Annotated in this window: 11 protein-coding genes and 1 other RNA gene; 3 read left to right on the top strand and 9 right to left on the bottom strand. The window is 52.9% G+C overall.

All coding sequences use genetic code 11. The features are described from left to right. Window positions 1–125: 125 nt before the first annotated feature. The 7 genes from gcvP to QRY16_RS03400 all read right to left on the bottom strand — a co-directional run bounded on the left by gcvP (window position 126) and on the right by QRY16_RS03400 (window position 9,361). Window positions 126–3,005, bottom strand: a complete 2,880-nt coding sequence (gene gcvP / locus QRY16_RS03430) for an aminomethyl-transferring glycine dehydrogenase (protein ID WP_289775651.1) — start codon at window positions 3,003–3,005, stop codon at window positions 126–128. A 78-nt stretch (window positions 3,006–3,083) separates the two neighbouring features. Further along, a complete protein-coding gene (gene gcvH, locus QRY16_RS03425) occupies window positions 3,084–3,470 on the bottom strand; it encodes a glycine cleavage system protein GcvH (protein ID WP_289775650.1) in 387 nt (128 codons plus the stop codon). Between the two features lie 22 nt (window positions 3,471–3,492). After that, window positions 3,493–4,587 carry a glycine cleavage system aminomethyltransferase GcvT gene (gene gcvT / locus QRY16_RS03420; RefSeq protein WP_289775649.1) on the bottom strand — a complete coding sequence of 365 codons (1,095 nt, stop codon included), beginning with the start codon at window positions 4,585–4,587 and terminating at the stop codon, window positions 3,493–3,495. 431 nt (window positions 4,588–5,018) lie between these two features. Continuing rightward, window positions 5,019–6,221, bottom strand: a complete 1,203-nt coding sequence (gene ubiI, locus QRY16_RS03415) for an FAD-dependent 2-octaprenylphenol hydroxylase (protein ID WP_289775648.1) — start codon at window positions 6,219–6,221, stop codon at window positions 5,019–5,021. A 13-nt stretch (window positions 6,222–6,234) separates the two neighbouring features. Next, the gene (gene ubiH / locus QRY16_RS03410) at window positions 6,235–7,413 is read right to left on the bottom strand and encodes a 2-octaprenyl-6-methoxyphenyl hydroxylase (RefSeq protein WP_289775647.1); all 1,179 of its coding nucleotides are present in this window, start codon (window positions 7,411–7,413) and stop codon (window positions 6,235–6,237) included. Continuing rightward, entirely contained in the window at window positions 7,410–8,732 is a 1,323-nt protein-coding gene (gene pepP, locus QRY16_RS03405) for a Xaa-Pro aminopeptidase (protein WP_289775646.1), read from the bottom strand. Before pepP ends, ubiH begins: the two co-directional genes overlap by 4 nt. Window positions 8,733–8,782: 50 nt before the next feature. Beyond that, complete coding sequence (locus tag QRY16_RS03400; protein WP_193405986.1) at window positions 8,783–9,361, bottom strand: YecA/YgfB family protein; 579 nt, start codon at window positions 9,359–9,361, stop codon at window positions 8,783–8,785. A gap of 170 nt (window positions 9,362–9,531) precedes the next feature. On the opposite strand from QRY16_RS03400, the gene zapA reads away from it, so the two are divergent. The 3 genes from zapA to QRY16_RS03385 all read left to right on the top strand — a co-directional run bounded on the left by zapA (window position 9,532) and on the right by QRY16_RS03385 (window position 10,754). Then, complete coding sequence (gene zapA / locus QRY16_RS03395; protein WP_006120829.1) at window positions 9,532–9,861, top strand: cell division protein ZapA; 330 nt, start codon at window positions 9,532–9,534, stop codon at window positions 9,859–9,861. A gap of 37 nt (window positions 9,862–9,898) precedes the next feature. Beyond that, a non-coding RNA gene (ssrS, locus tag QRY16_RS03390) (6S RNA) lies at window positions 9,899–10,082 on the top strand. A gap of 78 nt (window positions 10,083–10,160) precedes the next feature. Next, entirely contained in the window at window positions 10,161–10,754 is a 594-nt protein-coding gene (locus tag QRY16_RS03385; RefSeq protein ID WP_289775645.1) for a 5-formyltetrahydrofolate cyclo-ligase, read from the top strand. Window positions 10,755–10,789: 35 nt separating this feature from the next. Here the strand turns inward: QRY16_RS03385 and serA are convergent, their stop codons facing one another. Both serA and rpiA read right to left on the bottom strand, forming a co-directional pair. Next, window positions 10,790–12,028 carry a phosphoglycerate dehydrogenase gene (gene serA / locus QRY16_RS03380; protein WP_289775644.1) on the bottom strand — a complete coding sequence of 413 codons (1,239 nt, stop codon included), beginning with the start codon at window positions 12,026–12,028 and terminating at the stop codon, window positions 10,790–10,792. A 279-nt stretch (window positions 12,029–12,307) separates the two neighbouring features. Then, window positions 12,308–12,967: a ribose-5-phosphate isomerase RpiA gene (rpiA, locus tag QRY16_RS03375; RefSeq protein ID WP_193405983.1), complete on the bottom strand. Its 660-nt coding sequence runs from the start codon at window positions 12,965–12,967 to the stop codon at window positions 12,308–12,310. Between the last annotated feature and the right edge of the window lie 65 nt (window positions 12,968–13,032).

Here is a 13,032-nt window from a genome sequence, read left to right as displayed (position 1 = left end):
TATTTACCCTCAATCATGCTCGTTGCAGGAAGGCGATAAGTGAATGCATCCCGGCGCTCTTCCTGAAGTAAGCGAGCCGGGCGAATACGCATAGCCAACGCGCGAAGCAACGTATGACGGATAAATCAGGCGTACTCACTCATCGGCACGCACGAGCAGAACAAATTACGGTCGCCGAACACATCATCCAGACGCTTCACCGTCGGCCAGTATTTGTTGTGGCTGCCTGCCGGGAACACGGCCAGCTCACGGCTGTAAGGATGCGTCCATTCGCCGACCACCTCCATCTGGGTATGCGGTGCGTTAACCAGCGGATTGTCGTCCGCTGGCCATTCTCCATCAGCTATGCGATCGATCTCCATACGGATTGACAACATTGCATCAATAAAGCGATCCAGCTCAATTTTACTTTCTGATTCGGTCGGCTCAACCATCAGCGTACCGGCAACCGGAAAGGACATAGTCGGCGCATGGAAACCGTAATCAATCAGGCGTTTAGCAATATCAAGCTCACTGATACCGGTTTGCTCTTTCAACGGACGAATATCAAGGATACATTCATGCGCTACGCGGCCATCACGACCGGTATACAGAACTGGATAAGCAGATTGCAGCCGGCTGGCTATGTAGTTGGCATTCAGAATGGCTACTGAACTGGCCTGTTTCAGACCTTCCGCACCCATCATACGAATATACATCCAGCTGATTGGCAGGATTGACGCGCTACCAAATGGCGCAGCGGATACCGCGCCCTGCTGCGTCAGGATACCATCAATTTGCACCACGCTGTGACCCGGCACAAAAGGCGCCAGGTGCGCTTTTACGCCGATCGGTCCCATACCCGGACCGCCACCGCCGTGTGGAATGCAGAACGTTTTGTGCAGGTTAAGGTGCGAAACATCCGCCCCAATATAACCTGGCGTGGTAATACCGACCTGCGCGTTCATGTTTGCGCCATCAAGGTAAACCTGGCCGCCATACTGATGCACGATCTGACACACTTCGCGGATAGTTTCTTCATACACGCCGTGAGTCGATGGGTATGTCACCATGATGCAGGAAAGCCTGTCGCCCGCCTGTGCGGCTTTTTCCCGCAGATCGCCTAAATCAATGTTGCCCTGTTTATCGCAGGCGACGACTACCACGTCCATACCCGCCATTTGCGCAGAAGCGGGGTTAGTACCGTGGGCGGAGCTGGGGATCAGGCATAAATGACGATGTCCTTCGCTACGGCTTTCGTGATAACGGCGGATGGCCAGCAGGCCGGCATATTCACCCTGCGCGCCGGAGTTTGGCTGCATGCACAGCGCATCATAACCGGTTAATTGCACCAGCCATTGTGACAGCTGCCCAATCATCTGCAGATACCCTGCCGCCTGCTCTGCCGGGCAGAAAGGATGGAGTTCAGCGAATTCAGGCCAGGTGATGGGGATCATTTCTGCTGCGGCGTTGAGTTTCATGGTACAGGAGCCCAGTGGAATCATTGCCTGGTTTAGCGCCAGATCCTTTTTCTCCAGGCTGTGCATGTAACGCATCATTTCAGTTTCACTGTGATGACGGTTAAACACCGGATGAGTCAGAAGATCGCTTTGACGCTGCAGCCCTGCCGGAATCGACTGGCTGTCAGCGGCGACTTCGCTGTCAAGTTTATCAATGTCCTGACCGTGTGCATCGCCCAGCAGAATCGCAAACAGCGCGCTGACATCTTCGCGACACGTAGTTTCGTCCAGCGTAATGCCCACGGCGTTATGGATGTCGCTACGCAGGTTCACACCAAAGCTGATTGCACGGCTCAGCACGCCAGCTTTATCCGCAACTTCCACCGTCAGCGTGTCAAACCAGTGGTTATGACGCAGCTGCAGGCCGCCGTTTTGCAGACCCGCAGCCAGAATATTGGTAAAGCGGTGAATGCGTGACGCAATGCGCTTCAGACCCGCCGGGCCGTGAAAAACAGCATACAAACCGGCGATGTTGGCCAGCAACACCTGTGAAGTACAGATATTGGAGTTAGCTTTCTCACGACGGATATGTTGCTCACGGGTTTGCATCGCCATACGCAGCGCGGTATTACCTGCCGCATCACGAGAAACGCCGATAATGCGACCTGGCATGGAACGTTTATGCTCATCACGGCTGGCAAAGAATGCGGCGTGAGGCCCACCGTAGCCCATCGGCACGCCGAAACGCTGCGCTGATCCAAAGACAATATCGGCGCCCTGCCTGCCCGGTGCTTCCAGCATGACTAACGACATAAAATCAGCCGCGACGCTGACGATCACTTTGCGCGCTTTCAGCTCGGTAATCAGCTTGCTGTAATCATGCGCTTCGCCGGTAGTGCCAACCTGTTGTAGCAGCACGCCAAACAGATCAGCGTGATCCAGCACGTTGTCAGCGTGATCGATAATCAACTCGAAACCAAAGGTCTCTGCGCGGGTTCGTACTACGTCCAGCGTTTGCGGATGAATATCCTGGGCGATGAAGAATTTATTGGCCGTTTTTAGCTTGCTGATACGCTTCGCCATCGCCATCGCCATCGCTTCGGCAGCGGCGGTGGCTTCGTCCAGTAATGATGCGGACGCCACATCCATGCCAGTCAGATCAATAGTGACCTGCTGGAAATTTAACAGCGCTTCAAGGCGGCCCTGTGAAACTTCTGGCTGATAAGGCGTGTAGGCCGTGTACCAGCCCGGATTTTCCAGCATATTACGCAGAATAACGGGTGGCGTAATCACCGCGCTGTAACCCATACCGATCCAGGATTTATAACGCAGATTCTGGCTGGCAATGGCTTTCAGTTCTGCCAGTGCCTGCTGCTCGGTAGCGGCCTCTCCTACGGCTGGCGGGCCAGGTAGCTGAATATCCGCAGGGACGACAGAGCCGATCAACGCCTCCAGCGAACTGGCACCGACAGCATCAAGCATGGCCGCTTGTTGCTCTGGCGAAGGACCGATATGGCGCTCAATAAATGCGCCGTTGTGTTCAAGCTGGCTGAGAGTCTGGTTCATTAGCAGTAAATCCTGAATCGGGCTGGGAAACTAAGGAAGCAACAACAGGTGCGGCCTCTCTGTGAGGCCGCGTAACGATTATTCGTCAATAGACGCTTTATAGGCATCCGCATCCAGCAACGAGTCGAACTCTGACTCATCACTGGCTTTAATTTGAAACAGCCAACCCTCTTGATAGGGATCGTTATTAACCGTTTCCGGTGAATCGCCCAGGGCTTCGTTAACAGCAACAATCTCACCACTGACTGGCGCGTAGATGTCCGAAGCCGCTTTTACAGATTCCGCGACGGCGCACTCTTCACCAGCCGCAAAAGTTGCGCCAACGTCAGGCAGATCGACAAACACCATATCGCCCAGCAATTCCTGCGCATGTTCGGTAATCCCTACGGTGTAAGAGCCATCAGCATTCTTACGCACCCACTCATGGCTTTCACGATACTTCAACTCATTTGGCACATTGCTCATCGCCATTCTCTCCTGAATAAAGTTACTGGACCGGCTTACCGGCGCGAACAAAAATGGGTTTGGTGACGTTTACCGGCATTTCACGGTTACGAATTTCTACTACCGCTCTGGTGCCAACGCTGGCCGGAACACGCGCTAAGGCAATGCTGTAACCCAACGTTGGTGAGAAGGAGCCACTGGTAATAATGCCTTGTTGTGGCTGACCGTGTTCATCGGTAAAGCGCACAGTCAACCCGTTACGCAATACCCCTTTTTCGGTCATTACCAGGCCAACCAGCTTTTCAGTGCCCTGCTCGCGCTGTGTTTCCAGCGCTTCGCGACCAATAAACTGGCGATCGCTGGGTTCCCAGCTGATGGTCCAGCCCATGTTGGCCGCCAGTGGCGAAACACCTTCATCCATCTCCTGGTCGTATAAATTCATACCCGCTTCCAGACGCAGCGTGTCACGTGCGCCCAGGCCCGCAGGCTTAACACCTGCCGCCACCAGGCGCTGCCAGAACTCCGCCGCTTTGCCCGCAGGTAAGGCGATTTCATATCCGGCTTCGCCGGTATAACCGGTAGTCGCGATAAAAAGATCATCCGCCTGTACACCAAAGAATGGCTTCATTCCCTCCACCGCCTGACGCTGTTCGGCGCTGAGCAGGGTCTGCACTTTCTGCTGTGCCTGCGGCCCCTGAACGGCAATCAGTGCCAGATCGTCGCGCTCGGTCAGCGAAATGCCATAGGCTTGTGCATGTTCACCGATCCACGCGAGATCTTTCTCACGCGTGGCTGAGTTCACCACCAGGCGGAAGAAATCTTCGTTCATAAAGTAAACAATCAAATCGTCAATGACACCACCTGATGCGTTCAGCATGCCGGTATAAAGCGCTTTACCAGGCTGGGTGAGCTTCGCGACGTCATTAGCCAGCAGGTAACGAAGAAACTCACGGGTTCGTGGGCCTTTCAGATCAACGATAGTCATATGAGAGACATCAAACATGCCGGCGTCATTGCGCACCGCATGATGTTCATCTATCTGGGAACCGTAATGCAGCGGCATCATCCAGCCATGAAAATCCACCATGCGGGCACTACAGAGCTGATGCTGTTCAAACAAAGGCGTTTGCTGAGTCATAATCATCCTGTACAGAAGCGAGTGAGGTACAACGAGCGTCACATTCCGAGCCGACGCAAACGTTCTCTTTGCGCTGACGTTACCACCGAATGTAGCGATTAACCATAAGCAGAACGGGGTCGAAACGCGACGCATAGCGTAGCCAACTTCGATTGCAGGCAGGATAAAAAACCATGTTTTTGTGATTTATTACACAATAAATACAGCGATATTATTTATTCACAGCAAATTTATGCGGAATGCTACGCAGGATGTAAAAAAAACACTTTGGCAAAAACGATTTCAGATAAATAAAAGTAACGCGAATGTGGGCGCAAAATTAGAATAAATCAAACGAGGCACAATGAAAGGGCACCTCCGCCTTTTTATTGTGCAACCGAAAAGCAGACATAAAAAAACCAGCAAAAATGCTGGTTTCTGAAGCACGTTGATTAGCGTAGCCAGTCAGGCATATCATTCAAGCCCATCGCCTGCTTTAACATCACAGGCTTTACGCCTGGCAGCGTGTCTGCCAGCTTAAGCCCGACATCTCTTAGCAGTTTTTTCGCGGGATGATGGCCCGCAAATATTTCACGAAAGCTTTGCATGCCCGCCAGCATCAGCGCCGCGCTGTGTTTACGGCTGCGTTCATACCGACGCAGATACAGGTGCTGTCCTATATCTTTACCGTCCTGTTGCAGACGACGAATTTCGCCAATTAATTCTGCTGCATCCATAAAGCCAAGATTAACCCCCTGACCTGCCAGTGGATGAATAGTGTGAGCGGCATCGCCAACCAGTGCCAGCCTGTGGGCAGCGAAATTGCGGGCATAACGCGCCGTAAGCGGGAACGATTTACGCTCGCTTTCCAGATGGCACTGACCAAGGCGCATATCAAACGCGACCGCCAGCTGTTGATTAAACAGCGCTGCGGGCATGGTTTCCAGGCGGCTTGATTCCTGCGGTGATAGCGACCAGACAATTGAGCAAAGATGTGGGTCCTGCATGGGCAAAAACGCCAGGATGCCATCACCATGAAATACCTGCCGGGCGACGGCATCATGCGGTAAATCGGTGCGAATATTGGCAACCAGCGCATGATGATCATAATCCCAGAAGGTCACGGGAATATCGGCTTTATTTCGCAGCCATGAATTCGCGCCGTCGGCGGCAATAAGCAGGCGTGCACTTAACATGCTGCCGTCCTGCAAGGTGATAAAGGCTTCGTTATCGCCAAATGCTACCTGCTGTAGCTGCGATGGCGCCATTAAAGTCACGTCACTGCAAACAGCGGCGCGCTGCCACAGCGCACTGTGGATGACGGGATTCTCAATAATATGGCCCAGGTGCGACAAGCCCTGTTGCTCATCATCGAAAGAGATGGAACCGAAGCTGTCCTGATCCCACACTTCCATACCATGATAAGCGCTGGCACGCAGCGACAGAATAGTCGACCAGACGTCCAGCTTTTGCAGCAGACGCTCGCTGGCGGCGTTAATCGCTGATACGCGGATAGACGGCGATGCGTTGGCATCAAATTGTGGTTCAGCCGCTTTTTCCAGCACGGCAACACGCAGCCCGCTGCCCTGCAAGCCACAGGCAACCGCCAGACCCACCATGCCGCCACCGGCTATCACCACATCAAAAGTTTGCATCGCTGTTCCTTAATTAACGCTTAACCCAACCCAGCGTGCGCTCGGCCAGTTGATTTCGCAGCCACGGCAGATGATCCATCGCCAGTAAGCCCAGATTTCTGCCAACAATTAGCGGGGCGTGACGATTGGCAAATAGGCGCACCAGGCTGTCGGTGATGCCAATAGTTGTTGCACGATCGCGCTCACGACGCTGTTGATAATGATGTAAAACCGGGTAGCTGCCAGCATCCTGTTGATGACGATGCGCCGCCGCCAGCGTTTCCGCTAAAGACATGACATCACGCAGCCCCAGGTTGAAGCCTTGCCCGGCGATCGGATGCAACGTTTGCGCGGCATTCCCCACTACCGCGACGCGGTGCGTAATTTGCTGCGTCGCCTGCTGCAAAGCCAGGGGATAACATTCTCGCTGGCCGGTCTGGATAAATTTACCTAAGCGCCAACCAAACGCACGCTGTAGCTGCATTAAAAACTCGCTGTCGCTCCAGCTTTCAATCTCGCTACGTACGGCTAAAGGATGACACCACACCAGTGACAGTCGATTGTCCGACATCGGTAACAACGCCAACGGGCCGTGCTCGGTAAAACGTTCAAAAGCGCGCCCCTGATGCGGCTGTTGCGTCGTCACGTTAGCAATCAACGCCAGTTGCTGATAGTCCTCGGTTTGCCACTGGATCCCGCACGACGCGGCAAGCGCAGAGCGTGAACCGTCAGCAGCGACTAATAATGCCCCTTCCAGCTGCTCGCCATTGTCCAGCGTCACCCGGACCTTATCCTGGGTGCGCGACGTCTGGGTAACGCGCGCCGGACAACGTAAAGTAACGCCGCGTGCTTGCTTTAACCTGGAAAACAGACGTTGGCCGACATCAAACAGTTCAACGACCTGTCCGAGTGCAGGGATACCGTATTCTTCCGCGTTCATGGAAACGAAGCCCAGGTGACCGCGATCAGAGACATGGATATGCGTAATCGGCGTGGCGCAACTTTCGAGGCTGTGCCAGAGATTAATATCTGCTAATTGCTGGCAGGTGCCTGCCGCCAGGGCAATGGCACGTCCATCGTAGCCAGGATGCGCGCGGCTGGTGGGTTCGCGGCTTTCAATCAGCGTTACCGGCAGCTGGCCTTGCGTTAAATGTGAAATCGCCAGCGCCAGTGTCGCACCGGTCATCCCGCCACCGGCAATGATTATGCTCATGCGCGCTGCGCCGCCGCCATTAAGGCTTCGATCGCCTCAGCGTCTTTGACGACGCTGTCGGTGAGGTTTTCGTTACCGGTTTCGGTGATAACAATGTCATCTTCAATGCGGATACCGATCCCACGGTATTCCACTGGCACATCGGCGTCTGGCGCGATGTAAAGTCCCGGCTCAACCGTTAACACCATGCCGGGTTCGAGAATACGATCACGGCCTGGCGTACCATAATGACCCACATCATGCACATCGAGACCCAGCCAGTGACCTAAACCATGCATATAAAACTGACGATGCGCATTTTCAGCGATTAAGACATCAACTTCACCCTGCAACACACCCAGCTCAACCAGACCCGTTACCATAATGCGCACCACTTCATCATTCACTTCGCGGATGCTGATGCCGGGGCGAAACATCGACAGCGATTTATACAGCGAAGCCAGTACAATGTCGTAGATGGCGCGCTGCGGCTCGCTAAACTTGCCGTTCACCGGGAAGGTGCGGGTAATGTCGCCCGCATAGCCATGAAATTCACAGCCCGCGTCAATCAGCACCAGATCGCCATCGCGTAGCTCAGACTCGTTTTCGGTGTAATGCAGGATGCAGCCATTCTCGCCAGAACCGACAATGGTGTTGTAAGAAGGGAAACGCGCGCCGTGACGGGTAAATTCGTGGTGGATTTCGCCTTCCAGCTGATATTCAAACATACCTGGGCGACAGCACTCCATCGCGCGCCTATGCGCCAGCGCGCTGATTTTTCCGGCCCGACGCAGAATCTCAATCTCTTCCGGGCTTTTGAACAGGCGCATCTCATGCACCCAGGGACGCCAGTCGGTAATTGTTGCAGGCGCGCTTAAATTCTGGCGAAAACCGCGACGCAGCTTGTCGAGCGCACTGAAGACTAAGGTATCGGTTTCGGCATACTCACCTTGCGCGTGATAAACCACATCCAGGCCGTTCAGCAGCAAATGTAGCTGCTCGCCAATATCATCCCAGGGAAGCGCGCGATCTACGGCCAGCTTAGCGGGTGCAGCGTCTTGTCCCAGACGGCGACCAAACCAGACTTCAGCGGTAAGATCGCGCACGCGATTAAACAGTACGCTGTGATTGTGCGTTTCATTGCTTTTGATTAGCACTAATAACGCCTGTGGCTCATTAAAGCCGGTGAAATACCAAAAGTCGCTGTTCTGACGAAACGGATATTCGGTGTCATGGCTGCGGGTGACTTCCGGCGCTGCGAAAATTAACGCCGCGCTGCCTGGCGCCATTTTTGCTAATAATGCCTGACGACGCTGCTGAAAAGTTTCCAGTGAAATCATGTCTGCATTTCCCGTTGAGATAAGTGCGTGAGTATCCTGAGATGTCCGGCTTAATGTAGCGTAGGTTTCTGCACTTCAGGTGCGGTAGGCTGCGGATGATTAAAGGTGTCATGGCACAGCAATGCCGCTACGCGCACGTATTCAATGACCTCTTCAAGCGACTGTTCGAGCTCTTCCTGATCTTCATCCTCGTCATAACCGAGCTGCCCGATGGTGCGCAAATCATCAATCGCTTCGCCGGTTTCGCCGGTCACTTTGTCCAATTTAGGCTGTGTGACGCCAAGACCAAGCAGAAAATGGTTTACCCAGCCAGCCAGCGCATCGGCACGGTCAAAAACCGTGATGTCATCGTCATCTGGCAACATTAGCTGAAAGAGGAACCCTTCGTCTTCCAGCGCCTCTGCAATGCTTTCATGCAGGGATTGCAGGGGCAATGACAGGCTTTGCGAAAAAGCGATGCCTTCATTGGTTAAGTCATGCACCAGCGTTTTCCAGCTCGGGTCCTGATTTCCGCCACAAAGGATGCCGCTAATCAGCCCATGCATTTCCGCTGGTGTCATCCCAACACCTTGCTGCGACAGCGCCGCCGCCAGCGCGTTGTAATTGGGGGTTGCGTTCTGTAAGGACATAAGTTTTCATCGTCGTTGGCAGAATAAGTTCGTGTTATGCTACCACTAGCTGCCTCAAGGTTTCCAGAAAAGGGGTTGTAACTTATTTAGCGGGTCTATATAGTTGCCCGCCTCCCAAGCCGTTGACCGCTAAGGGAGTTGCGGGCTAAGTAATCAGTCAGGAAGGTGGCATGTCTGCACAACCGGTAGATTTACAAATTTTTGGTCGTTCGTTGAGAGTGAATTGTCCGCCTGAACAGCAAGATGCGCTGAATGCAGCGGCTGAAGACCTCAATCAACGGTTGCAAGATCTAAAAGTTCGCACTAGAGTCACCAATACAGAACAACTGGTGTTCATCGCCGCGTTAAACATTTGCCACGAGCTGGCGCAAGAAAAAAACAAGACGCGTGATTATGCTGCTAACATGGAACAACGCATCAGAATGTTACAGCAGACGATTGAACAAGCATTAGTTGAGCAAGGTCGCATAACTGATCGTCAGGATGCGAAGTTCGAATAAAACTTCATGGTCGCGATAACAATGACGATGAAGTAAAAATTCTCTGAGATGTTTGCATGTGGGCCAGTCCCCTGAGCCGATATTTCAAAAAAACAGAATGTGACGCTCCGTAACCTGTGAGCATGCTCGGTTCGTCCGAGAAGCCTGATGGTTGCGACGGCATGTTCACCTTGAACCAAGGGTTCAAGGGTTACAGCCTACGGCGGCATCTCGGAGATCTCCTCTTTAGTAGTCCTGCTTTCCTTCCCCGTGTTGCATGATATAGTTGCGGCATCAGCGACTTATCCTGCGGGGAAAGCATGTCACACCCTTCTCTGTTACAACGGCATGATATTCGTCAGCATGTGCGTCATCTGCGCCGCGCCTTAACCGCTGAACAGCAAGAAACCGCCGCTGATCTGCTGGCAGAACATGCCATCAATTTTGCTCCGGTTACTGAAGCGCAAAATATCGCTCTGTTTCTGTCAGCGGATGGCGAGCTCAATACACGCCCGCTGATTGCCAAACTCTGGCAGCAAAAAAAGCATATCTATCTGCCGGTCTTACATCCTTTCTCGCCAGGGAATCTGTTATTTCTGCGCTACTCGCCTGACACCGTCCTCACCCCCAATAAATTGCGTATTCCTGAACCGCCACTGGATATTCGTAACATGATTACGCTCGATCAGCTCGACGTGATGATGGTGCCGCTGGTGGCATTTGACTGTCAGGGACAACGATTAGGTATGGGGGGCGGGTTTTACGACCGCACGCTACAGAACTGGAAGCAGCATGGATTTTTGCCGGTTGGTCTGGCACATGATTGCCAGTTGGTGGATGCCCTTCCGGTCGCAGCATGGGATGTGCCATTACCGGCCATCTTAACGCCGTCAAAGCTGTGGTTATGGGAGTAAAAAAGAGGCGCCAGTAGCGCCTCTTTCTCTGAGGATCAGTAAAGCAAGCGTGCGCGGATGGTGCCTGGAATGGCCTTCATCAGCTGCAATGCTTTATCTGCCCGCTCTTTCTCTGCATCAATATCAATTACCACATAGCCCATAAACGGCGACGTTTGCAGATACTGTGCGGCGATATTCACGCCCTGCTCAGTAAAGATCTGGTTGATAGCGGTCAGCACACCCGGACGATTTTCATGGATGTGCAGCAAGCGACTGGCGCTGGCACCGTGCATGGGCAATGACACTTCCGGGAAATTTACCGCCGAAAGAGTAGAACCGTTATCGGAGTATTTAGCCAGCTTGCCAGCCACTTCAATCCCGATGTTTTCCTGCGCTTCTTCGGTTGAACCACCGATATGTGGCGTCAGGATCACGTTATCAAACTCGCTTAGCGGAGAAATAAACGGATCGCTGTTGGTTGCCGGTTCTACCGGGAAAACGTCAATTGCGGCGCCGCCTACCTGCTTGCTTGCCAGCGCTTCACACAGAGCCGGAATATCCACTACCGTTCCGCGTGAGGCATTAATCAACAGCGCGCCTGGCTTCATCTGCGCCAGCTGCTCAGCCCCGATCATGTCCTGAGTAGATGCGGTTTCCGGCACGTGCAGGCTTACCACATCACTCATGTTCAGCAGTTCATTCAGGCTACTCACCTGGTTAGCATTGCCGAGCGGCAGCTTATTTTCGATGTCATAGAAATAAACATACATGCCCAGGCTTTCAGCCAGCACGCCTAACTGCATCCCAATATGACCATAACCAATAATGCCGAGTTTTTTGCCGCGTGCTTCAAACGAACCTTTCGCATTTTTATTCCAGATTCCGCGATGCGCTTTGGCATTCGCTTCAGGAATACCACGCAGCATGAGCAGCATTTCACCAATAACCAGTTCGGCAACCGAGCGGGTATTAGAGAACGGGGCGTTAAACACCGGAATACCACGCTTAGCAGCGGCCTCCAGATCGACCTGATTAGTACCAATGCAGAAACAGCCAACGGCTACCAGCTTTTCAGCCGCTGCAAAGATCTCTTCGGTCAGTTGGGAGCGGGAACGGATACCGATGAAGTGTGCGTCACGGATGGATGCTTTTAACGCCTCCGAATCCAGAGCACCTTTGTGGAATTCAATATTGGTGTAACCTGCTGCACGCAGGTTAGTCAGCGCGCTCTGATGGACACCTTCCACCAGCAGGAACTTAATCTTGTCTTTTTCCAGTGATACCTTTGCCATTTCCCGACCCTATTCAGAATTCAATGAGGACTGCCATAAGCCAGCCTTCTGTCAAAATATCAAAATTTACGCGTCCGGCAATACAAACGATTGCCTTGCTACCAGCACGGCAACGTCCAGTAGCAGCACATTGCCGTACAAAATCGGGATCTGAGCAAATAAGAAAGAATGAATCCGCTGTCGATGGCGCTTATGTGACATAAGTCACCAAATTTCACCTGAGCAAGAAAAGATATTTCACGAGCAAAAATTACCGGCGCGCTGAAGGCGCCGGATAGATCATTTCTTGATAGTTCTTACGCCGTCCGGGCCACCAATCAGCGCTATATCCGCGCCACGCGTGGCGAAAAGGCCCACCGTCACCACACCAGCCAGTGCATTGATGTTTTTTTCCAGCGCAATCGGATCGAGTATTTTCAGATTATGCACATCGAGAATAATATTGCCGTTGTCGGTGACGACTTTCTGGCGATATTCCGGCAATCCTCCCATTTTCACTAATTCACGTGCCACGTAGCTGCGCGCCATCGGAATAACTTCAACCGGCAATGGAAACCGGCCCAGCACATCCACTTCTTTAGAGGCATCGGCGATACAGATAAATTTTTCAGCCACTGCCGCGACAATCTTCTCACGCGTTAGCGCTGCGCCACCGCCTTTGATCATCTGCATGTGTGGATTGATTTCATCCGCCCCATCCACGTAAACCGATAACGTATCGATTTCGTTGAGGTCAAACACGTGAATACCGAGGCTTTTCAGCTTTTGGGTTGAGGCTTCCGAGCTTGATACCGCGCCTTCAATCTGATGCTTCATGGTGGCAAGTGCATCGATAAAGTGTGCAGCGGTCGTTCCGGTGCCTACGCCAACAACGGTTCCCGGTTGCACATAGTCAAGTGCAGCCCAACCTACCGCTTTTTTCAGTTCATCCTGGGTCATGATATGTTTAAAACCTGTGCGACAACGAAGTGCGCGTAGTATAAAGCAAGGCTTGTTAAAAGTGC

The sequence above is a fragment of the Mixta mediterraneensis genome, from assembly GCF_030283135.1.
GTDB lineage: Bacteria > Pseudomonadota > Gammaproteobacteria > Enterobacterales > Enterobacteriaceae > Pantoea > Pantoea mediterraneensis.
This window is presented reverse-complemented; position numbering and strand designations above follow the sequence as displayed.

What these genes read in the sequence shown, in the direction of transcription:
- gcvP (WP_289775651.1), bottom strand. Translation starts at nt 3,005, where the DNA reads ATGAACCAGACTCTCAGCCAGCTTGAACACAACGGCGCATTTATTGAG.
- gcvH (WP_289775650.1), bottom strand. Translation starts at nt 3,470, where the DNA reads ATGAGCAATGTGCCAAATGAGTTGAAGTATCGTGAAAGCCATGAGTGG.
- gcvT (WP_289775649.1), bottom strand. Translation starts at nt 4,587, where the DNA reads ATGACTCAGCAAACGCCTTTGTTTGAACAGCATCAGCTCTGTAGTGCC.
- ubiI (WP_289775648.1), bottom strand. Translation starts at nt 6,221, where the DNA reads ATGCAAACTTTTGATGTGGTGATAGCCGGTGGCGGCATGGTGGGTCTG.
- ubiH (WP_289775647.1), bottom strand. Translation starts at nt 7,413, where the DNA reads ATGAGCATAATCATTGCCGGTGGCGGGATGACCGGTGCGACACTGGCG.
- pepP (WP_289775646.1), bottom strand. Translation starts at nt 8,732, where the DNA reads ATGATTTCACTGGAAACTTTTCAGCAGCGTCGTCAGGCATTATTAGCA.
- QRY16_RS03400 (WP_193405986.1), bottom strand. Translation starts at nt 9,361, where the DNA reads ATGTCCTTACAGAACGCAACCCCCAATTACAACGCGCTGGCGGCGGCG.
- zapA (WP_006120829.1), top strand. Translation starts at nt 9,532, where the DNA reads ATGTCTGCACAACCGGTAGATTTACAAATTTTTGGTCGTTCGTTGAGA.
- QRY16_RS03385 (WP_289775645.1), top strand. Translation starts at nt 10,161, where the DNA reads ATGTCACACCCTTCTCTGTTACAACGGCATGATATTCGTCAGCATGTG.
- serA (WP_289775644.1), bottom strand. Translation starts at nt 12,028, where the DNA reads ATGGCAAAGGTATCACTGGAAAAAGACAAGATTAAGTTCCTGCTGGTG.
- rpiA (WP_193405983.1), bottom strand. Translation starts at nt 12,967, where the DNA reads ATGACCCAGGATGAACTGAAAAAAGCGGTAGGTTGGGCTGCACTTGAC.